Genomic DNA, 22,538 nt, shown 5'->3' with positions numbered 1-22,538 from the left:
GTCGCGTCTTCTTCCGCTTGCCCGTGTGTTCCGCGTCCCCGAAGCTCAGCTGCATCGTCGTCATCCGTCGAACCTTGCGCTATTGTCGCCGAGGAATTGTTCAGAGCATCCCTAATGCTTCTGCTTTAGCAAAGTCAGAACAACAGAATTTATCTGATTTTTCTCAGATGGTATCGAACAGTTTTGGACTTGTTGGGAACTATGAAGGTGTGAGCACTTCACGCTTGATAAGTGAGAGAACCTTTCCGCTTGAAATGCTCAAGAACGGGGGTCTCGTCTCTGGCTGGAATGGGACGGTGCAAGTAGAACCTTATGCTGTGAATTCGGCTGGTGATTCGTTTGTTATTACTTATCTGGATACACCGAAAGATGTGTGCAACAAGCTGGCCGCAAGTGCTTCAACCTTGACTTATGATGTTTTGATCAATGGAGAAAGCTCCTTCACTAACAAGTTGTTCTCTCCAACATCAGCAGCAACCTTGTGCGATGAAGGCTCAAAAGTAGAATTTGTGTTCTTTGGAAATTCGACCGCTTCCTATGCTGCCGATCCATTGGACTTGCCGCCCTCTCCTTCATCTTTAAGGCCCGACCTCGACACACCCATTACTAATATAGTGGGTGATGCTGGTGGCGTTCCTGACGCTACGGAGACGCCTTTTAACCCAACAAATCCGGGATCAAGTGTTGCTCCAAGTCTTCCACCTGTTCCCGTAAGTCCAACTCCTTCAACTGCAAACCCTGCTCCTGCTCCTTCAACTCCAACCACACCACCAACAATTAATATTATTAATGAGTGTCAAGATGGATATGAGCACAGACCGGGTTCCTGTCCTGCTGGCCAATATGGTTCTTCTATAGAACGACAAATATTAGCTTGTGAAGTCGCTAGCAATCCCGGTTTTCGTGAGACTTGGGTTCCTAATGATCAAAGGTTGCCTAAAGGTTGGAATTATTATTCATCGGGAACCTGCACAACCTGTCCAAATGTTCCACGGGAAACATTAACTCAATGGGTTTCATATAATTCCAATAATTGCCCTGCTGGGCAATATGGTTATACCAACAGAAGTAAAGAACAGTCCAGATATAGAGACGGTTCTTATAATTGCCCTGCTGGAACCACTTCTTTACCTGCTCCTAATTATGGTGCTTGGAGTGCTTGGGTAGACACAGGAAATAGCAATCTTGTTTCCAGTGTTTGCAAGAGTTGTCCTGCTGCTTCTTCTGAGCGCAGAACTCAATGGGTAGCCGCTGCCGATTCAATCTGTCCTGTCGGACAAAGTGGGACTATCAAGAATGAAAAAGAGCAATCTTCTACTCGGGCAATTAATTATAATTGCCCGATAGGAACTACATCTATTCCGGCTGCAACCTATGGGGTATGGGCAACTTGGAGTGATACGGGAATTAAAAGAGTTGTTTCTAACAATTGTGCTAATGCCTGTGCTTCTGCATCAAATCCCTATACCAATGTCCAAGCTCAAAATTGTGGTGCCTCTACATCAAATGGTGCTTATGCTGATGTTTGTGATAGCTGGGCAGATATTGGAACTTATGACTACAATCGATCATCTGCTATCGGAAAATATGGGTCTTCATATCGTGGGGCAGTTGCATCGAAGATAAGATTTACATTTAATAATGTGGTTTATACATGCTCCTATTCCTCAAGCATGTATTCGAGCGGTCAAGCTGGATCTTCTGGCTCTCCTAACACTACATTGCCCGCAGGAATTAGTTGCGGTTCTGCAAACTGGTATGCAAGCAGTTCCGGCAATGTATCGTTCTCTTTTGGATACACAAGCTGCCCATAAGGGCAGCTTTTTATTGGTAATTACCAACGATTCTTTCCGTGCCTTTTCCAGACTGAAATGTAAGACTCCCATCGCTTACAAGATAACCAGCCCCATTACGATAGTCACCTGCTGAGAATTTCTTATAAGCAATCTTCTCTGGGCGTCCACGCTTGATCACATGTCCAATAGACATAGGGTTTTCAGCGTAGTGAGCTTCATCAGCAGATGACGGAATAATCATAGATCGCTGTGGGTGAGAGTGAATTGTCGCTTTGGAGGAAGTCATTCCCTCTGGTGAATTTTCTGAATTATTAATGCAAGTGATAGCGCCGTTTGAAGTCATCAGCTTGACACCGTATCGACTTCCATCGCTATTTTGCGCAATAAAGCCGCAAACCTCATGCCCACTTTTTTCAGTGTAGGCAGCAAGCACAGGTGCGACTTTGGCAAGCAGCCAATTTTCAAGATCTTCACTGTCATCACTAATGACAGTAGCAACCTCTGTTTGTTCAATTGAACTTCGTTCTTGAGCGCCCAAGCTAAAGATGAACGCAAACAAAACGATTGATGCGACGACTCTATTGACAGTTGATTTAAAATACATTAGCGCCACTCCTGAGTTAGAGAGTGGCGACCCACGAGACCCTGTGTTAGTGTTCGGGTATCGTTTTAGGTATCGTTTTTCAACGACCCGAATTCAGAAATATTTACGAATTCAGGTAGTTGGCGGATTTGGGAAATATTCCCTTCGCCCGCTCCATGTCTGGCAGATTGACGGGTTTGATCCGGGCGCAGCAACAGACTGGCTCAAGCGGTCGCGCCGGCGAGTACGAACGCCCTGATTCAGATCATCCGGATTCGGTAACGCCGCGATATGCTGCGCGCTTACTGACCATTCCCGCCGCGATGAAACTGGCTATTCTTTCCCGCAATACCAAGCTCTATTCGACCCGTCGACTGGTCGAGGCCGCACGCAGTCGCGGTCATACCGTGCGCATTCTCGATCCGCTGCGCTGCTATATGCGCATCACCTCCAGTGGCTTTGGCATGCACTACAAGGGCAAGGCGCTGACCGGGATAGACGCGGTGATCCCACGCATAGGCTCCTCCATTACCCGCTACGGCACGGCGGTGTTGCGCCAGTTCGAAATGATGGGCGCGCGCACCCCCAATCCATCCGATGCGATCCTGCGCGCACGCGACAAGCTGCGCGCGCACCAGTTGCTGGCGGCCAAAGGCATCGACATGCCGGTGACGGTGTTCGGTGACAACCCTGACGATACCGACGACCTGCTGTCGATGTTGGGGCCGCCGCCGCATGTGGTGAAGCTCAGCGAGGGCACGCAGGGCAGGGGGGTGATCCTCACCGAGAAGCTCAGTGCCTCCAAGGGCACCGTCGAGGCCCTGCGGGGGCTTTACGCCAATTTCCTGGTGCAGGAGTTCATCGCCGAGGCGCAGGGTGCGGACCTGCGCTGCCTGGTGGTGGGGGACCAGGTGGTGGCGACCATGCGCAGGCAGGCACAGGAAGGAGACTTCCGCTCCAATCTTCACGCTGGCGGCGTTGCCGAACGGGTGGTCTGCAGCAAGGCCGAGCAGCAGGTGGCGATCCGCTCGGCCAAGGCGCTGGGGTTGGGCATTGCCGGTGTCGACCTGATCCGCTCCAAGCGTGGGCCCTTGGTGCTGGAGGTCAATTCCACCCCCGGGTTGGAGGGCATCGAGGGGGTCTCGGGAGACGATATTGCCGGACGCATGATCGAATACGTGACCAGCCTCAAGCGTTGATGCCTGGGATGCAATTTCTTTGCACGGTTTTAACAAGCCTTTAATCCGATGGGCCCTAGCCTGTTTCCACTGTGCCCAGCCCTCCTCAGTGGGTCCGGTGATCGGGAATTTTTAAGGCCCCGGCGGTTTCCGTCGGGGCCTTGTTTTGTCTGGATTTTCGTTTTCATCTGGCAGTTGTTGTGATCTTCACACAGCGCTAGAGTGACCCCATTCCTAAGGAGAGGGTCCGCTATGCTGCGTGGTCTGTTGTTGGTAGTGCTGCTGGCTCCGGTCGTGGCTACGGCAAAACCTGCCGAGCCGCCGTTGCAGGCATCCATCCCCTTCCAGGTGCAGCAGCAGAAGGTGCGTGGGGACCTGCAGAATGATGAGGTCTACCGTGAGATTTCCTCGGCCGACCGGGGCCGCGTGCTTGAAGCGCTGGAGCGCATGTCGCAGGCCATCGGTGCGGGCACGGCAGATGCCTTGCCAGCGGAGAAGAAGGTTGCGGTATTCAACGATCAGGAGCTGGTAAATGGCATCCTGACCAAGGCTCGCGACGATAGTCGCCTGATATGCAAGCGTGAAAAGCGGGTGGGTTCGCAGATGCCGACTACAAGCTGCCTGACCGTTGCAGAGCGCGACCGCATGCGACGGGAGTCCGAGCAGCACGTTCGTCAAGCCCAGGACGGCAAGATCATCATCAACAACAAAGATGTGCGGTAGTCCTCGCAGGGCCCACTGCTAGGAAGGCATTAACAAAGCCTGTGGTGTAATTCTTCGCAAGCAGACCGAGTCTGCCTGCTATTTCCAAATACGAAGGTAAACGCCCACGTGCGCATTCTTGTAATCGAAGACAATAGCGATATCGCCGCCAACCTTGGTGACTATCTCGAGGATCGTGGGCATACGGTGGATTTCGCCGCCGATGGCGTTACCGGCCTGCACCTTGCGGTGGTGCACGAGTTCGATGCGATCGTGCTGGATCTCAATCTGCCGGGTATGGATGGCATCGAGGTCTGCCGCAAGCTGCGCAACGATGCGCGCAAGCAGACGCCGGTGTTGATGCTGACCGCACGCGATTCGCTGGACAACAAACTGGCCGGCTTTGATTCCGGTGCAGATGACTACCTGATCAAGCCGTTCGCGCTGCAGGAAGTGGAAGTGCGGCTCAATGCACTCTCGCGACGCGGCAAGGGTGCACACACCCGGGTGTTGGAAGTGGGTGATCTGGAGTACAACCTGGATACGCTGGAAGTGCGCCGCCAGGGCAAGCTGCTGCAGCTCAACCCGACCGCGTTGAAGATCCTGCAGGCTTTGATGGAGGCTTCGCCGGCGGTGGTTACCCGGCAGGAGCTGGAAACCCGCGTGTGGGGCGAGGAACTGCCGGATTCGGACTCGCTGCGTGTGCATATCCACGGCCTGCGCGCGGTGGTGGACAAGCCGTTTGAAGTGCCGATGATCCAGACCCGCCACGGCATTGGTTACCGTATCTCCGCACCCGATGCCTGAATCTGCATTGCCTGAGCCTGTTCGCAAGCGGGGGCGTTACCGTCGCCGCCTGCGTAGCCGCATCATCGTCTCGTTTGTGCTGTTGGGTTTTTGCCTGACGGCACTTTTTGCGTTTGCCACGAACTGGGCGCGGATGCGCGTGGAAAACCAGCTCGTCGAAGATGTGATGAATCGTAATATCGATGAGTACGCCCGTCGCTATTACGTTGACCCTACCCGTAACCCTGACCTGCCGGTGCAGCAGATCCGGGCGTATTTCTACCCCAAGGACAAGTTCGAACGGGTGCGGGAGGAGCGGCCGGAATGGGCTGCACTGCCAAATGGCAACCACAACGTCAGTGGTATTGATGAGGCGGGTGCGCCGTTCGCCTACAAATTAGCGGTTCGCAAGGCCGATGACGCCTGGTTTTTCCTTGCTTACGACATGACCGAGAGTATTCGCGGCGAGCAGCAACTCAAGCGTGCGTTGTTTTTCTCGGTCATTGTGTTCAGTCTGCTTTCCTGGGTGTTGGGGTGGTGGTCTGCTTCGCGGGTGATGCGGCCGGTGTCCGACCTGGCGGCACGTCTGCGCGCCTATCGTGGTGGCAACACGCATCCCGAACCGCTCGCGCCGCGCTTTCCGGATGATGAGGTAGGGCAGCTGGCCGAGGCGCTGGACGATTACTCCGCGCGTCTGACCGAAGTGGTGCAGCGCGACCGCGAGTTCAATGCGGATGTAAGCCACGAACTGCGCACGCCGCTGGCGGTGATCCGCGGCGCTACCGAGCTGTTGCTTGCGCGGCCAAATCTGGACGAAAAGGTGCTGCAACGTCTGCAGCGCATCCAGCGCGCCGAACAGCAATGCAGTGATTTGATCGGCTCGCTGCTGCTGTTGTCACGCAATGAGCGCGCACAAGGCAGCAGCAATGTCGCCAGGGTCGCCGAGCAGCTGCTGGAATCGCACCGTGCCCAGCTCGGTGGCAAGCCGCTGGAGCTGGCGCTGGAAGGCTCGCGCGAGCTGGTGATCGACGCGCCGGAGTCGGCGCTGTCGGTGGCGTTGGGGAATCTGATCGGCAACGCCGTCAAATATTCGCAGGAAGGCCGAGTGCTGGTGCGGGTGGGCAGCAACGCGGTGGAGGTGATCGATAACGGCCCTGGCTTGAGCGAGAAAGATGCCGCCAGCCTGTTCCAGCGTGGTTATCGCGGCACCCATGCAGGGCATTCCCAGGGCGGTGGTATCGGTCTGTCGATCGTCAGCCGGCTTTGTGCGCTCTACGGCTGGCAGGTGGACATCCGGCCGGGCGCCGAGCGCGGTGTGATTGCGACGCTGACGTTTTCGCCTGAGCAGTCCTGATCGGACGGGGTGCACAAATACCTGCCGCTTTTTTGCAGGAGCGGCGTAAGCCGCGAAGCAAGGGCATCATCAGGCGAAGGTGTTTGGGCTTCGCCGCTTGCGCCGTTCTCGTCTGTATGCGGGAACGATGCATCAACCGCTCTGGATGCTGCTGACGCGGCATAGCTGAAGCGAACGGCATCAGCGACGAAGGCGGGGGCGCGCTCCACAAATAGCTTGAATCAACGCCTTGCCGCAGCAAGCTCCCGGTAGCGTGCATCCAGCGCTTCGATGTGTGCCTGCAATGCATCTGGATGGCCATCATTGACGATCACATCATCAGCCAGTGCCAAGCGCTGTGCGCGGCTGGCCTGCGCCTGGATCATGCGCTCGGCCAGCGCGGCATCAATGTTGTCGCGGCTGAGCAGGCGCGCGTGTTGCACTTCCTTCGGTGCGTCCACCACCAGAATGCGTTGCAGCCACGGGTAGGTGGGTCGTCCGCCAGCTTCGGTGAGCAGCGGAATGGCCGCGATCGCATAGGGACTGGCGGCTGCTTCGCAAATGCCGCGCACGCGGGCGCGGATTGCCGGATGGGTGATTGCTTCAAGCGCGCGGCGTTCATCGGGATTGGCGAATACGCGCTGCCGCAAGTAGGCCCGGTCCAGGCTGCCATCGGCCTGCAGAACCTCGGCGCCAAACAGTTCGGCAATCGCCGCCAGGCCGGGGCTGCCAATCGCGACAACCTCGCGCGCTGCGATATCCGCATCTGCCACGGTAATGCCCAGGGCCTCGAAACGCCGGCTGACTTCGCTTTTGCCCGAGGCGATGCCGCCGGTCAGTCCAACGATGAAGCTGCTCATGCAATGACTCCAAAACGACAATGGCCCTTGAGAGGGCCATTGTCGCTTGTGCTTGCCTATTGCTGTAGCCCGGCCAGGCGCATGTAGCCACCTATCATCTGGTCGCCCCACATGAAGACCAGCCAGCCGGCGATAGCCAGGTAGGGGCCGAATGGGATGGGCGTTGCCCGGTCGCGCCCGCAGGAATACAGCCAGATCGAGCCGATGATGGCGCCTACCAGCGAGGACAGCAGGATGATCGGCAGGATGCCCTTGAGCCCACACCAGGCACCCAGTGCGGCCAGCAACTTGAAGTCGCCGTGGCCCATGCCTTCCTTGCCGGTGATCTGCTTGTACAGCCACCAGACTGTCCACAGCGACAAATAGCCAACCGCGGCACCAATCAATGCGGGCTTGGCCGGCATGTAGAGGTTGTCCATACTGCCAATCAGGCCCAGCCACATCAACGGGATGGTGAGCTGGTCAGGCAGCAGCTGGGTGCGCAGATCGATGCCGGACAGTGCCACCAGGAAGCAGCTCAGCACGATCGCACCAAAGCCCTGCCAGCCGAAACCAAACTGCCAGACGCTGGCCAGCACCATCAACGCAGTAACCAGCTCCACGATCGGGTACTGGATGGAGATCGGTGCCTGGCAATGCCGGCACTTGCCGCGCTGGATCAGCCAGCTGAACAGCGGGATGTTCTCGTACCAGCTCAGCTTGTGCTTGCAGTGCGGGCAGTGCGAAGGCTCAACCACGATGCCGGGCGGTGGTGGCTCATAGATATCGGGCTGCTCGAGGATCTCGCGCGCATCGCGCTTCCACTGCCACTCCATGCGCTTGGGCAAGCGCAGGATCACCACGTTGAGGAAGCTGCCGATCAGCAGCCCCAGTCCGGCCGCGGCGGGGTAGCCGAGGCCGGGATGCTGGTCGAGAAATGCCATGCGTCAATTATCCAACAATCGAGGCCAGCTTGAAGATCGGCAGGTACATGCCGATGACCATGCCGCCCACCACCACACCGATGAACACCATGATCATGGGTTCGATCAGGCTGCTTAACGCGTCCACGGCGTTGTTCACTTCCTGCTCGAAGTACTCGGCCACCTTGAACAGCATCGTGTCCAGAGCACCAGCTTCCTCGCCGATGGCGGTCATCTGCACCACCATGTGCGGGAACAGATTGACCTGCTTCATCGCCATGTTCACCGGGTAGCCGACGGCGACGTCGTCACGCATGTGCAGCACTGCCTTCTCATAGACGCTGCTGCCGGTTGCACCGGCAACAATGCTCAGGGCCTCCACCAAGGGCACGCCGGCCTTGAAGGTCACCGCCGTGGTGCGGGCGAAGCGGGCGATGGCGCTGTTGTGCAGTATCTGGCCGATGACCGGGACCTTCAGCACCAGCTTATCCATGGTGTGCTGCATGGAGAGCGAGCGTTTGTAGGCGAACATGAAGCCGACCACGGAGCCCACGCCGACGAGGAGGATCAGCCACCACCATCCCACCATGAAGCGCGAGGCCGCTACGATCATCTGGGTGAAGAACGGCAGGTCGGCACCGAAGCCTTTGAACACCTCCTCGAACTGGGGTACGACCCAGATCAGCAGGATCGCGCTGACCAGTAGCGCGACGGCAATCGTCATCGCTGGGTAGAACAGGGCCTTCTTGATCTTGCCCTTGAGTGATTCCAGGTTTTCCTGGTAGTTGGCGATGGTCTCGAGCACCGTTTCCAACACACCCGCACCTTCGCCGGCGCGCACCAGGTTCCGGTACAGCTCATCGAACTGCACCGGGTGCTTGCTGATGGCTTCGTACAGTGAAGAGCCGCCTTCCAGGTCGGTTCGGATCTGACCGACCATCTTGGCCATGCGTGGGTTCTTGTGGCCGCTGCCGATGATCTCCAGGGCAGTCACAATCGGCACGCCGGAACGCATCATTGTCGCCATCTGGCGACTGAAGAAGGCAATGTCCTTGGGCTTGATTGGCTTGCCCGCCGCGCCAAACAGCGGCTTGGGCTTCGGCTTGACCACGGTTGGGTTGATGCCCAGTCGGCGAAGTTCCGCTTTCAGTGTGGCTGGACTCTTTGCGTCCTGCTCGCCTTTCATCTTGACGCCGCGCTTGTCGGTCCCCTCCCAGACAAATGGCAGCATCTGGCTGGTGCTGCGCCCAGCCGGTTCGTTCTTGATTGCGTTGCGGGTAACGGCCACTTTTTTCTCCCCGTCCAGGCTTCCCCAGCCCGGACACCAGTTCGCATGTTAGCGGTTCGACCGCCCTTCGGCACACCTCTTTGTGAAGAGTTTGACGATCGGCGTCACGTCCTTGTGAATCAGGGCTGGCAGGCCAAGCTTGCAAGACTTGGTCACAATGTGACGCTGAGGGGCAGCATGAGGTGTCGATCAGGATTTTATGGCCAGGGGCTTCCCTTATTCACGGATGCTGCCATCATTGCAGCGGGGAGTAGGGGGTGTTGGTTCAGTTGGCACGTAACCTGCTTTGTAACCCCATGCGGGGCAGGCATTCGCCTGTAACCATGTTCACAATTCACACCTCTAGGGGATGTACTCATGAAGAAGCAGCAAGGCTTTACCCTGATCGAACTGATGATCGTGGTTGCGATCATTGCCATCCTGGCCGCCATTGCGCTGCCGCAGTACCGTAACTACACCCAGCGTTCGGCCAACGGCGCTTGCCTGGCTGAAGCGAAGGCTTACATGGGCGCAGCTGTGGCCAACTTGGCCGATGGTCGTACTGCTCCTCCGTATGCTTCCGGTTCGGGCGCCAAGGCGTGCAGCAGCGTCGATGCTGTGCCTACCAGCGCTCTCTATAACAGCGGTGGTTCGGTTACTTTTGCTGCTCAGACCAAGGGCAACGCATCCATCAAGAAAGACACCAAGTGCAATGTCGGCAGCGGTTCGTGTGACCTCAAGCCGTAATTTTTCGTTGCAAATTGTTTAAGCGAAAGGCGCCGGGAGGCGCTTTTCGTTTTTATGGATAGCGATAGTGGGCTGCTTCCGGGTAATTGCGGGAGGGGCGTTCGATATATCTGATCCGTTCCTTCACTCATTTATCGGCTCTCTATGGCCTCTCTGAGTACTCGATTCCTGTGGTCGTCCCTGGTTGCGGCTTTGCTGGCGGTATTGCTGTTCTTGCCGGGCCTTGGTGGCGGTTTCATATTTGATGACAAACCAAACATTGTCGAGAACACGTCGCTTCATGTGCAGGGGGGGGCGGGGCTGGAGGATGTGCTGTACGCGACCTACAGTTTCCAGCCGGGAAATGGTTCTCGTGCCCTGACTATGTTTAGTTTTGCAGTGGACTATTGGCGCGGAGGGTTGGATCCACGCACGTTCAAGAGCACCAATTTATTGATTCATGCGTTTACCACGCTTGCCCTTGCGCTGCTCTGTCGCCAGTTATTTCTGCTTGCCGGATGGTCGCCGAGGCGAGCTGCGATTGGTGCGCCTTTGCTTGCGCTGCTGTGGGCCGCGCATCCGTTGCAGGTTTCATCTGTGCTGTACGTGGTGCAGCGGATGCAGACGTTGGTGACACTTTTCATGGTGCTTGCGATGTATTCGTATGTACGCATGCGATGTGCGCAGATCGATGGGGGGCGTAGTCGTCTGCATGGTGTTCTAACACTGCTTTTCTGGGTGTTGGGGCTGGCGAGCAAGGAGGACGCGCTGTTGTTTCCTGCGTATGCCTTCCTGTTGGAGTTGGCCTTCTTCCGTTTTCGCGCCGCTACGCCGCTGCTTTCCAAGGTGCTGCGTAATTGCTATCTGTTGATGGTGGTGATTGGTGGCCTATTGTTTGTGCTTTGGGTGATACCTCACTACTGGCAGTGGGAGGCATATCCAGGTCGTGACTTTTCCAGCTATGAGCGGTTGTTGACTCAGGGACGGGTACTTGTGATGTATCTGGGGCAGGTGCTGTGGCCAGCTCCGTCATCTATGCCTTTCTATTATGATGACCTGCTGGTATCGCGCGGTTTGCTGCAACCGCCGGGTACATTGCTGTCACTGTTGATGTTGGGTTTCTTATTGTTCTGGGCATGGGGCTGGCGGAATCGACGTCCCCTATTCGCCTTCGGGATACTTTTCTTTTTTGCCGGTCACTTCATGACCAGCAACGTGCTCAATCTTGAGCTGGCTTTTGAGCATCGCAATCAATTGCCAATCATTGGCATCTTTCTTGCTTTAGCTGACTTGTCCCGGAGTCTGTTTGCATGGGCATCCGCAAAGGAGCAGGGGCGATTATGCGTGCTGGTCTTTGTCGGAGTGTTGCTGGCCGTTTTGTCGGCAACGGTGGTGCGCGCCTGGCAGTGGGGCGAACCGTTGAGGTTTGCCGAGGCAAGTGTCGCTATAGCGCCTTATTCGGAGCGGGCTTGGTTGCAGCTTGGTAACGTTTACGCGGAAAGAAGCGGGCTCGATCCGCAGAATCCGAACTTCAGTCGAGCGCTGGATGTATGCAAGAGGGGAGCGGAAGTTACTGGCTCGGCTCCGCTCTGGTCGAACGTGGTGATCTACAAGACGATCACCGGAAATGTTAAGGCGGAGGACTGGAGGCGATTGACTGAGCGCATGGAGGAAGTCCCCATGAGTGCGCAGAATCAGAACGTACTTTGGGCGATGCTTAGTAACGTGGATCGGGGCATGGTGCTGGATGAGGAGGGGATGCTGCAATTGATTGATGTGGTCTCCGCCAAGTCTGTGTTTAGTTCCAATCAGTACTTCAGATTGGCGGCCTATATTCACAATGAGACCCATTCACCTGGGCGAGCTCTTCGATATCTGAGACTTGCAGTGCAGGCATCTGCACCTGGGGATCAACAGGTTGCTGAGATATTTGACCAACTGGAACAAGCTGGTCGGCACGACTGGGTCATCCAGTTGAAGCAGATCATTTTGGAAAAAGAGAAAGGCTGAGAATCGTTGTTTGCAGGTTCCGGCTTGGGGTGATTTTTCTGAGGGATAGTGAAATGCATGCTATGCATGAGAGGGACCGGGTTCTTGGCTCGCCTTCGTCGCGCCAAATGGCGGGCTTTACGCTGATCGAATTGATGATTGTGGTTGCAATCATCGCGTTGCTTGCAGGCATAGCCTTACCGCTATTTCAGAAACAACAGGTTCGCGCCGCCGAGGGAGCCTGTCAGGCGGAAATGAAAAGCTACGCGGGCATGTCGTCAGCAGCCTTCGTGGAAGGTGGGACTGTGGCTGCCTTGCCGGCTCCGCGAAAAGCTTGCCTCACGGCGGATGATGTGTCGGCGGCTACCACGGTTATCAGGGGTGCGCCCCGATCGCCAGGTAAGCGCCTTACCGTCTGTGATATGCAGAATGCCAGCTGCGAGCTGGAGCTTTGAATAGTCGTGGCGATGCTGTCGTGAGCGTCGCCGAGCTCTGGTTCCTCACAAGGCGACTTTGTTGCCTTCAGTCTGAGGTCGGCTCGATGGGGCTCTCCAGCTTGCATATCACGGAGTTTATTAGGTGCCAGGGGGAAGGCTGAGGTGGTTCTTCAAGTCTGCGGCATGCCTTCTTGCCGAGTGGAATGAACGCAAGGGAAGAGTGGAGCGCTGCCGTAGGGAACGAATGGCTGCCCTCACAAAAAGTGCCGATAGTCGAGTTGCGCGGTGTAATGCTCCCGGCATGCCCGGTTTGCACAAGACTGTACCCAGCAGTAGATGCGCAAGTGCAGTGCGCTCCTCGTAAAAAGGGGAGCCGCGGACTGAGCTGGCTGAGCCCTCATGGATGACTTTGGCTTCTCTTACCCATAGGAACGCCCCTGGCTGATTGCGGAATTTCCAGCCAAGTTCGAGTTCTTCGCCATACATGAAGAATTGCTCATCGAAAAGCTGGGCTTGATTCAAGCGCTCGCGGGCAATCAGCATGCAGCAGCCGCGAGGGACTTCATAGCTGCCTGGCAGCTTCATGCTAGTGATGGTGGCAAGCCACGTGTGGTAGAAGACACGATTTAAGGGTTGGCCGGAGTGGAGCAGGGTAGGAAAGGAGGCTATCGCCTGGCGATCGTCGGCGAGGCTGTTACGCAGTATCCCGATTGCGTCTGGCTCAGGAGTAGCGTCGTTGTTGATTATCAGGGTGAACGTGGATGTGCAGAGCTGCAATCCCATGTTTACTGCTGCCGCGAAGCCTTGGTTGAGCACTGCGTCAACGATGTTCACGCGGTGCTCGGACGGGAATGCCTGCTTGAGGATCGATGACGTTGTTCCGGAATCGGAACTGTTGTCGATGATGTGGATCCTGTCGACGGGTTGCTGTAACAGCGAGGAGACGCAGGCTATGGTCCTATCGGGGGATCGATACTCGACCACGATTGCTTCTACGGACTGGTCATTCATTCTGGCTTTGATGCGGTAACGACGAGGTCTTCACCTGCATATGCTGAGAAGCTGGCATGCAGGTCTACGAGGAAGGATTGAAACGGGATAGGTTGCCTCCGCTGTCGATGATTAGAGCGTTGTTCATTGACTTTGAATCGCTTTCCTGAGCCGCGCCCACGGCATTGGAACTCAATTCGTTCGAAGCCTGCCTTCTGCAGCATCAGCTGCAATGCAGTGGCGCTTGGCATGACAAGGTGGCGGGGGACTTCGAGTGCTTGCCAGTTCTTTCCATATTTTCTGTGCCCATATCCGCTGATATTGGGCGTGGCGATCCAGATACGTCCTCGTGGCTTGAGCAGGTTGAAGCACTCTTTCAAGAATTGGTCAGGCCTGTGCACGTGCTCGATCACGTGACTGAGGGTTAGGACATCAAAGGACCGTGCGTCGATGTGATCCATTGATTCGTAGACCGCGCCCAATCCGGTGTTTCTTGCCAAGCGTGCAGCGTTCGGGTCTGGTTCGACGCCCTCGACCTCCCAGCCGGCGAGGCTGGCGCGTTGGAGGAAGCCACCGCTACCGCAGCCCACGTCCAAGAGGCGCCCTGTTTGGTGTGGCAGCAGGCGCATGAAGTAGTCCAGTTGCTGCCTGAGTGGCCATGCCATTCTTGCCAGCAGGCCTGGAAGATCTGTTCTGCGGCGCGGGATTCCATAGCGTTCGGTCAGGTAGCCATTGGCAATTCGGGCGCCGAGTGACTGGGAATCAAGGATTTCATTCTCCGCGATGGGAGTCGTGTGCGTGTAGTAGCTGGAATAGGCCTTGCCAATAGCTGCTGCAGTAAGCCGTGGATTGAGATAGAGAGTTCGACATGTGCTGCATATGTCAATCGCCCAGTCGCCAGGAACACCTTCTTCGATGTCCTGAATGTCCCTATGGAGCGGCAATAGCTGCTGGGAGCCGCATGCGACGCAGCTGTTGACGTGCTCAATCTCGGATGCCGCCCAATGGGACTCTGCGGTGGTCATTTGGGTCGCTGTCCCACGATCACGGTTTCTTCGGAAAATATTGGGTGGAGTGAAGAGAGGAAGTCGACCATTGGAGCGATGGATCCTGCGAACGTTCGCGCGCGTCCTGTGCGGATTCGCGAGTACTCGAGAGATGGCTTGATCGAATTCTGGGAGCCGCGCCCGCGTCGCATCAATCGGATGTTGACGAAACCAGCTTCCGCCAGCATTTTTCGCATTTGTAGCTGGGTTGGAATGCATAGGTGACGAGGAGGGTCTAGTGAGAACCAGTTGCGCCCGAAAAAGCGATGCCCAAGGCTTTTCGGATTGGGCAATGCGAGCCATATCTGACCACCCGGCTTGAGCCAAGTTATCATTCTTGCCAATGATTGGGCAGGCTGATGCAGATGTTCTAATACGTGGGATAGTGTTATCTGGTCATACGTCGAAGTTGTATCAAACTCCATGATGGAGGCGTTCACGACGTCAAGGCCATTTCCTTGGGCGGCTCGTACGGCATCGGCGTCGGGCTCAAGGCCTTGTACCGTCCATCCTGCTTGCCGCGCTCTGAGCAGGAATGCACCGTTGCCGCATCCGACATCCAACAGGGTGCCGGGTCGGCGGGGGAGGTGGCGGAAAAAGTAGTCCAGCTGCAGTCGCACGGGGGGCAGAAGATAGAACAATGCTGCGAGCATGGGGAAGCTGGATGATCGATTGGCACCAAATCTATGATTTAGGTAGCCGTTGCAGGCTGACCATATCAGTCCATCGCCATTATCTCTGGCATGGGCAGAGCTTCCCCCCGCATGTGTGACATAGTCGGCTGGGTATGCTTTGGATATCGAGCTAGGGGTTGGGTGTGGATCCAGATTGAGGGAGTGACAAGTTGAACACTCGAGAAATCGCCACGACCCCGGAAGCTGGCCAAGGAGATCATCCAGTTCCGTGTGAGCGGTGTCCAGCCTAGACCCACCGCATGCCATGCATGCATGCGTTCGTTCAAGGCCTTCTTTTCCCCAGTATCGTTCGATTACTTCTTTTTCAGGTGTCGGGAAATTCATCTTGTGTTCCTGCTGGTCTTCGGTGCGCCAGAGTGAAGGTCAATGCGCCGACGATGATGGCGACCAACTCTGCTGCGATACAGCCCAATGGGAGGGCCCATTTTCCTGAATGTGGCAAAAATAGGGCGAAAATGCCGACGAGCGTGGCGAAAGCGAGGAGGTCAATGCCGGCCCGTGATAAGGGGCGAGCAATGGCCAGAAGTCCTGTGGACGTAATCTGATGGGCGCCCAGCAACGGTACCAGCCAAGCCAGGCTGAATATCCATGGCCAAGCTTCGGGGTATAAGCCCAAGTGAAGGTGTTTGGCGAGCCCTCCGACAAACACTTGAAGAGCCACCGACAAGCCGGCCCCTGCCAGCACCACCATTGCAAGTGCCCGCCAGAAGCTGCTCATCAATTGGGCCCTCGCGCGCTTGGCGTTCATGCTGGCCCAGCGGGGCAGAAGTGACGCGGCGAATGCTGTGGCTGGAGTCGCCAGCATGCTGCACATGCGATATGCAAGTGAATAGTGCCCGCTTGTGGTGAGGCCAAGCATGTGGGCTGACAATGGTTTATCCAATTCGCTTGTTGCCAGGGCGCCCCCCCCCATTGCGGCATATCGCCATGTCTCTCGCACACATAGGATTGACGGCGGCCGGGGTGAAAGGGGGATGGACAAGTGCATGCGTGCGTACAGGAAGGCGGACAAGGCAGCCAGCGTCATCAATACGGCATGTAGCGTCAAATACACAGGGAGGAGGCTGCTTTCAGTGCGGACAAGGTGAAGGGGCTGGATGAAAAAGCCGCCTGCGGCGGCCAACCTCGCGATGGCAAGTGAGGCGGGCAGCGCAGTAGCCATCCTGAGGTGACCGGCTGCATGGCCTTTGAATGCGACAGTTTGTACAAAGGCGGAGAACAGGACCTCGCAGAACATGAAAAGGTAGATCGCTACCACGGGTAGGTGGGAGGTGCTGCTTGGTATGAGTGAGAAGCCCAGTAATGCGAGAAGAGGAGTCAGTCCGAGGATAGCTCCAAGTGCTTCACGCCACCGACGATCTGTTGGCTGCACGGAATGTTGATCGGCGAAGAACAGGAAAGGGATGCCTGCCTGGGCCAGAAGCGAGCAGACGGCGCATACCGCCAGCACAGAGGATAGCCAGCCGAAATCCTGCGCGGGAAACAATTGAATCAACAGCCAGAGCCAAGCCCCAAGCGCCATGACTCGCAGAATCATCCACGCCGAGCTTTCGACAGCGTCTTTAAGTAAGAGGATTCGAGCTGTCAATGGATTGCCCCGGTGCGGCCGTGGAGGCCATCAGACAATCCTTGAGCCATGCAACGGAGTTGGATCAGCCGTTCGGGGCCAAAGACGCATATGACCGAAGCAGTAAGAGTGATCTTGGCTATCGCCCAGCACTTCCAAAGGGCAGGGACATACCTTCTGCCGAGCAGGATGACGTAGTTCCGAAAAAGATAGCGATGCCGTAGTGGGGTTCGGTCTGGCCAGGCGCGCCAGCCAAGCAGCCAAAGTCGTCTTGTCCGGTCTCCCATTCGATGCTTGAACATGGCGCCGGGAATTCCATGCAGTTCGTTGCCTTGCGCGATCAGGCGGAATGACCACTCGGCATCGACCAGGTCGATGAAAAGTGATTCGTCCATTCCGCCGAGTTCCAGCGCAAGCGCCAGTTTCATGAACGTGCCACTTCCATTGAGGCCCGCACAGCGGACAGTGCTTTGCCCTTCGCCATCGGTGCGACTCCAGAGCGGACCGTTTATCACGTGGAATTGATGGCTCACGCCACTGAGAGGGTCAATAAGGGAAGGGCCGACTGCCCCGACCCGGAGGCCAGCCCTCTCCAGGTTGGAGTGCGCTTCCGCAAGCAATGCGGCGGCATCGGGGGCGGGCTCGCTGTCTTGGTCGAGAAGAAGCACGTGTGTGGTGGCAGTGTTCTTGGCAAGCCAACGCATCCCCTCATTCTGTGCGGTTGCCAGCCCCTTGTTTGCCCCTAGCCTCAGTAGTAGGACGTCGCTTCGGTTCCCAATGTAGGCTGAGATTCGTTGCTGACGGTCATGCGCACTTCCATTGTCGACAATAATTTTTGTCCAGTCCGAAGGGAGTGCTTCGATCTGGGCGATCAACAAGGGTATATCCGGGTTGTAGGTCACCGTCACGGATGCGCATTGCATGATTCAGCGACTTTCCATGGATGATTGCAGTAGTGTGATGTAGGCGGCTGCGCGCGCAGGCCAGTCGAACGAGCGCAGCGAATCGGTCAGTTCGCCCGTGCCACGCTTCATGCCCTCTAGTACAAAGGTGGCGAGTTCGTCGGGAGAGTTCCACCTGCAGACCAAAATGGATTCCGATAGATCGGTCAGCGCCTTGGTTGCGGCCATTTCCGAGACGACGACTGGACAGCCGCAGCCAAGCGCTTCAATCGAAACCAACCCCAGTCCCTCCTGGTCGCCGCCTGCGGCTTCCACGAACGGGGCGACGAAAACGGCGGCACGTCTGTACAGTGCTGGCAAATCCGCCTGTTCTATTGCGCCGAGAAAGTGCACGCGCTCGGAAATACCGAGTTGCATTGCGAGCAAACGGCACTTTTCCAGCTCGGGTCCGAATCCGGCGACGGTCAACGTGGCCTTTTGATTGCTTTCAATGATTGTCGGCATGGCATGGATCAGGTGGATCAGCCCTTTCTTTTCCACCAGTCGCCCGACAAAAAGTATTTCATTCTGACTGCGGACCACGGTTCTGTTGATCGTAAATCTGTTGCTCAGATCTACCCCCATTGGCGCCAGATGGAGCTTTTCAGGGGAGACTCCCAGAGCCAGTGACTTTTCGCGCATGCCGTCGCTGACGATGGTGGCAGCTGCAACGCGTCTGAAGACGCTACGCTTCAACCACTGCATGGGGCGCGAACGCAGTGCAAACAGGTCGGCGCCATGGGAGGTCACGATGATGGGTAGCTTCTTTCGACGGCCAATGGCACAGGCCAGTGTTGCCGCCAATCCTTGAGGAATCAGCCAGTGCGCATGTATGGCCGCCGTCCGGTCATTTCGCGTGAGGCGCCAGATCCACCACACCTGCGAAAGTAGGAAGCCCGGTACAAGCAGTGCCTTCCAGGGGTTGTTGCGGAGATTGGTGACGATGCCACCATCGTTCACCAGCGTCTCAAGGAACTCCGGGGCGTATCTGTAACGAACAACTTGAAGCTCCTCCCGGCACTCAGCGGGCTTTGCACCTGGTGCGTGAGGGCAAAGTACAGTGACGTGGAATAGATCCGTCATTCTCTTGGCAAGTTCGAATACGAATGCGGGCTCGGGATCGCACTCCCAGCGGGGGAAGGTAGAGGCGAGTACCAGTAGATTCGGCTTGTCGCAGTGCTGCGCCGCAAGGATGCTCATTTCTCTTTTCTTGCGACGATGTGGATGGTTGTCGTCATGGCGTGCCATTTCGGCCAGAAAAAAGCAAGCAACCATGCACCCAGGTTGATCGATGGAATCAAAATTGCCAGCAGGGGAGCGCGGAGTATCAGCGCCCGGCGTGGTGCGCTTTGGAGGGGGGCGGCAAGTGCAAGTGTGGCGAGCACTGCTGCTGCATGCAGTGGATGATTGGCTGGCTTCAGCGATTCAATGGAAAACCCAGCTTCCTTGAGGGCCAGCTCCCATTTGTGATTGGTCCAACGTTGGAAATCGAAAGGTGCATCATGAACCGGATAGAGGAATGGCATGCTGAAAGCAGCGATGCCACCACGTTTCAGTACCCGGGAAACTTCCGCGATTACACACTCGGGCGCACGCACGTGTTCAAGGATCTCGAAGCAGGCCACGGCGTCAATACTCTCGTTTGGAAGGGGGAGTTGATGCGCGTCCGCGAACACATCCGGGCGAGTGCCATACATTTTTATGGCGGTGGTCGGGTAATCCAGCGCTATATAGCACGCATCGACGGCCAGTTGCGCCTTAAGCCAGCGGTCGGCGGAGCCGATATCCAGGATGTTTCCCCGGCAGTCGCTGATCGAATGTGGCACTTTGCGAGCTGGCATGAGCCACTGCGGATGCAGTGGGGTTTTTGTGAGCCAGCTTAGATGGCGGCGCAGGGATTTGCGATGCATTGCTGCTGGCTCATTCATCGTTATTTTTAGCGGCTAGGTAGGTAAGTCCCGTTATCTGCTCTGAAATCAGCCCGATTAGGAAAATGATCACGGCGGCACTGAATAGTAGTGTGCTCATGTTGGTAAGGCGGTGCATCGTTGCAAAGGTGTAGCCGTAATAGCCAAGCCCCGCAAGAAAGAAGATTGAAGCAATTGGCGCAAACAGCTTCAGCGGCGAATACAGCGTGGCGATCTTGAAGATGATCAACAGGAAACGGATGCCATCCTTGATGGGACGGATATGGCTGACGCTGCCGACGCGCTTGGCCACCGGGATGGGGACATAGGCGACCGGGTAAGCGCTGCGGAAGAACGCCATGGTGCTGGTGGTCGGGTAGCTGAAGCCATTTGGCAGCAGGTGCAGGAACTCTCGGAAGCGCGCGGCACGCACGGCCCGGAAGCCCGAGGTCAGGTCTTCGACCCGATGGCCGGTCATGTGGCTGGCGAGCCGGTTATAGAACGCGTTGGCCAGGCCTCGGTGGCGGTTGGCCTGGCCGCTGCTGTCGCGCGCGCCAACCACCATGTCGTAGCCTTCGTTCAGCTTTGCGAGGAGCTGCCCGATGTGGCTGGCACTGTGCTGGCCATCGGCATCCATGAACACCAGGGTCTGCCCGGTAGCGGCGCGGGCTCCGCGTTTGATCGCCGCGCCGTTGCCCATGGAGTACGGGCTGCTGAGTACGCTGACGCCGTGTTCCCGACCGATTGCTGCGGTCTGGTCGCTTGATCCGTCGTCGACAACGATGATTTCTGCAGCCGGATAGGCCTCCCGTAGGGCAGGCAGTGTCCGCTTCAGCCCCTCGGCCTCATTCTTTGCAGGCAGGATGATGCTCAGTTCACGCACGTTTTAGTACCAGAAGTTCTCCCCGCCGCCATAGTAGCCGGGTTGATGGCCGTGGTGCGGATGGACTGCCGGTTCATAGGGGCTTGAGGTAATCTGGGCGCCTGCTTTCAGGGGATGCCTCAATGAACGTTGCCACTGCCAATCTTGTCGGAATCACCGGCATCGCCCGCCGTCTGGTCCAGGACGGGGCGCTGGAAGAGGCGGTTGCCCGTACCGCAATGGCCCAGGCTGGGGAGGCCAAGGTGCCGTTGGCGCAGTGGTTGGCCGACAAGAAGCTGGTGAGTGCAGCACATATGGCGGCTGCGAACGCGATGGAATTCGGCATGCCGCTGCTGGATGTATCGGTATTTGATACCAACCAGAATGCGATGAAGCTGGTCAGCGAGGAACTGCTGCGCAAGCATCACGTGCTGCCGCTGTTCAAGCGCGGCGGCAAGTTGTTCGTCGGCACCAGCAACCCCACCCAGCAGCTTGATGAAATCAAGTTCCAGACCAACCTGGTGGTGGAGCCGATCCTGGTCGATGAGGAGCAGATCCGCCGGACCTTGGATATGTGGCTGGCCAGCAATGACTCGTTGGCTGACGGCCTCGGTGGCGACGACGAGGGCATGGGTGATCTGGACGTCGCCGCCGGCGATGACGACATGGCTGGCGGTGGCGACACCGGTGTTGATGCCAAAGGCGACGACACGCCGGTGGTCAAGTTTGTCAACAAGGCCTTGGTGGATGCAATCCGCAAGGGCGCGTCGGATATCCATTTCGAACCTTACGAAGACGATTACCGGGTCCGTTTCCGCATCGATGGCCTGCTCAAGACCGTGGCCAAGGCGCCGGTGAAGTTGAACCAGCGCATCGCTGCGCGCCTGAAGGTCATGTCGCAGCTGGACATCGCCGAGAAGCGCGTGCCGCAGGATGGTCGCATCAAGCTCAATCTGTCCAAGAGCAAGCAGATCGACTTCCGTGTAAGTACGTTGCCGACCTTGTTCGGTGAGAAGATAGTGCTGCGTATCCTTGACGCCAGCGCGGCCAAGCTGGGCATCGACAAGCTTGGCTATGAGCCAGACCAGCAGAAGTTGTTCCTGGAAGCGATCCACAAGCCCTACGGAATGGTGCTGGTCACCGGCCCGACCGGCTCTGGTAAGACCGTGTCGCTGTACACCGCACTGGGTATCCTCAATGACGATACCCGTAATATCTCGACCGCCGAAGACCCGGTGGAAATTCGTCTGCCCGGCGTCAACCAGGTGCAGCAGAACAACAAGCGCGGCATGACCTTCGCGGTGGCGCTGCGGTCGTTCCTGCGACAGGATCCGGACATCATCATGGTCGGCGAAATCCGTGACCTTGAGACTGCGGAAATCGCGATCAAGGCCGCGCAGACCGGCCACATGGTGCTGTCCACGCTGCATACCAACGATGCGCCGCAGACCATTGCGCGTCTGATGAACATGGGCATTGCGCCTTACAACATCACCTCGTCGGTGACGCTGGTTATTGCCCAGCGTCTGGCGCGGCGCTTGTGCAGCAACTGCAAGCGTCCGCAGCACCTGCCGGAGAATGCGTTGCTCGCTGAAGGCTATACCGCCGAGCAGGTCGCCAAGGGCGTGCAGCTGTTCGAAGCGGTGGGCTGCGATGAGTGCACCGAAGGCTATAAGGGCCGTACCGGCATCTATCAGGTGATGCCGATGACCGACGATATCGCGTCGATTGTCCTGCAGGGTGGCAATGCGATGGATATTGCTGATGCTGCGCAGAAGATCGGGATCAATGATCTGCGCCAATCGGCACTGCTGAAGGCAGCGCAGGGCACCACCAGTCTGGCCGAGATCAACCGCGTCACCAAGGACTAAGCCCGCGTGGTGCGTAGTGCCGAGCCATGCTCGGCTGGGGCCTTACCGATAACCCTCATGTAGTGCCGAGCCATGCTCGGCTGGGGCATTACCGGTACAG

Annotated in this window: 21 protein-coding genes; 9 read left to right on the top strand and 12 right to left on the bottom strand. The window is 57.1% G+C overall.

Features of this window, described 5'->3' with window-relative positions; genetic code table 11:
• Nucleotides 1-1,814 (top strand): type 4 pilus major pilin (locus ACVOL0_RS16235; protein ID WP_481549962.1); only part of this gene is annotated, 1,814 nt, incomplete at its 5' end.
• 10 nt (nucleotides 1,815-1,824) lie between these two features.
• On the opposite strand, the gene ACVOL0_RS16230 is transcribed toward ACVOL0_RS16235, so the two are convergent.
• The gene (locus ACVOL0_RS16230; RefSeq protein WP_481549961.1) at nucleotides 1,825-2,400 is read right to left on the bottom strand and encodes an MPN domain-containing protein; all 576 of its coding nucleotides are present in this window, start codon (nucleotides 2,398-2,400) and stop codon (nucleotides 1,825-1,827) included.
• 302 nt (nucleotides 2,401-2,702) lie between these two features.
• On the opposite strand from ACVOL0_RS16230, the gene rimK reads away from it, so the two are divergent.
• From rimK to ACVOL0_RS16210, 4 genes are all read left to right on the top strand, one after another.
• Nucleotides 2,703-3,578: a 30S ribosomal protein S6--L-glutamate ligase gene (gene rimK, locus ACVOL0_RS16225; RefSeq protein WP_282267216.1), complete on the top strand. Its 876-nt coding sequence runs from the start codon at nucleotides 2,703-2,705 to the stop codon at nucleotides 3,576-3,578.
• A 231-nt stretch (nucleotides 3,579-3,809) separates the two neighbouring features.
• Nucleotides 3,810-4,280: a hypothetical protein gene (locus tag ACVOL0_RS16220; RefSeq protein WP_481549960.1), complete on the top strand. Its 471-nt coding sequence runs from the start codon at nucleotides 3,810-3,812 to the stop codon at nucleotides 4,278-4,280.
• 108 nt (nucleotides 4,281-4,388) lie between these two features.
• Nucleotides 4,389-5,066 carry a response regulator transcription factor gene (locus ACVOL0_RS16215; RefSeq protein ID WP_057629745.1) on the top strand — a complete coding sequence of 226 codons (678 nt, stop codon included), beginning with the start codon at nucleotides 4,389-4,391 and terminating at the stop codon, nucleotides 5,064-5,066.
• Complete coding sequence (locus ACVOL0_RS16210) at nucleotides 5,059-6,399, top strand: sensor histidine kinase (protein ID WP_481549959.1); 1,341 nt, start codon at nucleotides 5,059-5,061, stop codon at nucleotides 6,397-6,399. The genes ACVOL0_RS16215 and ACVOL0_RS16210 overlap by 8 nt, the downstream gene beginning before the upstream one ends.
• 221 nt (nucleotides 6,400-6,620) lie before the next feature.
• Here the strand turns inward: ACVOL0_RS16210 and coaE are convergent, their stop codons facing one another.
• The 3 genes from coaE to ACVOL0_RS16195 are packed head-to-tail and all read right to left on the bottom strand — an operon-like array spanning nucleotide 6,621 to nucleotide 9,428.
• The gene (gene coaE / locus ACVOL0_RS16205) at nucleotides 6,621-7,238 is read right to left on the bottom strand and encodes a dephospho-CoA kinase (RefSeq protein ID WP_481549958.1); all 618 of its coding nucleotides are present in this window, start codon (nucleotides 7,236-7,238) and stop codon (nucleotides 6,621-6,623) included.
• Between the two features lie 56 nt (nucleotides 7,239-7,294).
• Entirely contained in the window at nucleotides 7,295-8,161 is an 867-nt protein-coding gene (locus ACVOL0_RS16200; RefSeq protein WP_481549957.1) for a prepilin peptidase, read from the bottom strand.
• 7 nt (nucleotides 8,162-8,168) lie between these two features.
• Nucleotides 8,169-9,428, bottom strand: coding sequence for a type II secretion system F family protein (locus tag ACVOL0_RS16195; protein WP_481549956.1), 1,260 nt, complete (start codon nucleotides 9,426-9,428; stop codon nucleotides 8,169-8,171).
• A 357-nt stretch (nucleotides 9,429-9,785) separates the two neighbouring features.
• Here ACVOL0_RS16195 and ACVOL0_RS16190 point away from each other — a divergent pair, with 357 nt between their 5' ends.
• From ACVOL0_RS16190 to ACVOL0_RS16180, 3 genes are all read left to right on the top strand, one after another.
• The gene (locus ACVOL0_RS16190; protein WP_481549955.1) at nucleotides 9,786-10,154 is read left to right on the top strand and encodes a prepilin-type N-terminal cleavage/methylation domain-containing protein; all 369 of its coding nucleotides are present in this window, start codon (nucleotides 9,786-9,788) and stop codon (nucleotides 10,152-10,154) included.
• Nucleotides 10,155-10,346: 192 nt separating this feature from the next.
• A complete protein-coding gene (locus tag ACVOL0_RS16185; protein ID WP_481549954.1) occupies nucleotides 10,347-12,143 on the top strand; it encodes a hypothetical protein in 1,797 nt (598 codons plus the stop codon).
• Between the two features lie 53 nt (nucleotides 12,144-12,196).
• On the top strand, nucleotides 12,197-12,577 hold the full coding sequence (locus ACVOL0_RS16180; RefSeq protein ID WP_481549953.1) for a type IV pilin protein: 381 nt from the start codon (nucleotides 12,197-12,199) through the stop codon (nucleotides 12,575-12,577).
• Between the two features lie 120 nt (nucleotides 12,578-12,697).
• On the opposite strand, the gene ACVOL0_RS16175 is transcribed toward ACVOL0_RS16180, so the two are convergent.
• The 8 genes from ACVOL0_RS16175 to ACVOL0_RS16140 all read right to left on the bottom strand — a co-directional run bounded on the left by ACVOL0_RS16175 (nucleotide 12,698) and on the right by ACVOL0_RS16140 (nucleotide 20,588).
• A complete protein-coding gene (locus tag ACVOL0_RS16175; RefSeq protein ID WP_481549952.1) occupies nucleotides 12,698-13,570 on the bottom strand; it encodes a glycosyltransferase in 873 nt (290 codons plus the stop codon).
• Nucleotides 13,567-14,574, bottom strand: a complete 1,008-nt coding sequence (locus ACVOL0_RS16170; protein WP_481549951.1) for a class I SAM-dependent methyltransferase — start codon at nucleotides 14,572-14,574, stop codon at nucleotides 13,567-13,569. Before ACVOL0_RS16170 ends, ACVOL0_RS16175 begins: the two co-directional genes overlap by 4 nt.
• On the bottom strand, nucleotides 14,571-15,248 hold the full coding sequence (locus tag ACVOL0_RS16165; RefSeq protein WP_481549950.1) for a class I SAM-dependent methyltransferase: 678 nt from the start codon (nucleotides 15,246-15,248) through the stop codon (nucleotides 14,571-14,573). Before ACVOL0_RS16165 ends, ACVOL0_RS16170 begins: the two co-directional genes overlap by 4 nt.
• A gap of 346 nt (nucleotides 15,249-15,594) precedes the next feature.
• The gene (locus tag ACVOL0_RS16160; RefSeq protein WP_481549949.1) at nucleotides 15,595-16,827 is read right to left on the bottom strand and encodes a lipopolysaccharide biosynthesis protein; all 1,233 of its coding nucleotides are present in this window, start codon (nucleotides 16,825-16,827) and stop codon (nucleotides 15,595-15,597) included.
• A gap of 47 nt (nucleotides 16,828-16,874) precedes the next feature.
• Nucleotides 16,875-17,765, bottom strand: a complete 891-nt coding sequence (locus ACVOL0_RS16155) for a glycosyltransferase (RefSeq protein ID WP_481549948.1) — start codon at nucleotides 17,763-17,765, stop codon at nucleotides 16,875-16,877.
• An 18-nt stretch (nucleotides 17,766-17,783) separates the two neighbouring features.
• Nucleotides 17,784-18,998 (bottom strand): glycosyltransferase family 4 protein, encoded by a 1,215-nt coding sequence (locus ACVOL0_RS16150; protein ID WP_481549947.1) that lies wholly within the window; start codon nucleotides 18,996-18,998, stop codon nucleotides 17,784-17,786.
• The gene (locus tag ACVOL0_RS16145) at nucleotides 18,995-19,708 is read right to left on the bottom strand and encodes a class I SAM-dependent methyltransferase (RefSeq protein WP_481549946.1); all 714 of its coding nucleotides are present in this window, start codon (nucleotides 19,706-19,708) and stop codon (nucleotides 18,995-18,997) included. Before ACVOL0_RS16145 ends, ACVOL0_RS16150 begins: the two co-directional genes overlap by 4 nt.
• Before the next feature lie 10 nt (nucleotides 19,709-19,718).
• Nucleotides 19,719-20,588: a glycosyltransferase family 2 protein gene (locus ACVOL0_RS16140; RefSeq protein WP_481549945.1), complete on the bottom strand. Its 870-nt coding sequence runs from the start codon at nucleotides 20,586-20,588 to the stop codon at nucleotides 19,719-19,721.
• A gap of 122 nt (nucleotides 20,589-20,710) precedes the next feature.
• Here ACVOL0_RS16140 and pilB point away from each other — a divergent pair, with 122 nt between their 5' ends.
• The gene (gene pilB / locus ACVOL0_RS16135; RefSeq protein ID WP_481549944.1) at nucleotides 20,711-22,438 is read left to right on the top strand and encodes a type IV-A pilus assembly ATPase PilB; all 1,728 of its coding nucleotides are present in this window, start codon (nucleotides 20,711-20,713) and stop codon (nucleotides 22,436-22,438) included.
• Nucleotides 22,439-22,538 lie beyond the last annotated feature (100 nt).

Source organism: Stenotrophomonas sp. STEN021, assembly GCF_056760175.1.
The sequence above is the reverse complement of the archived record's forward strand: the minus strand, read 5'-3'. Positions and strand labels throughout refer to the sequence as shown.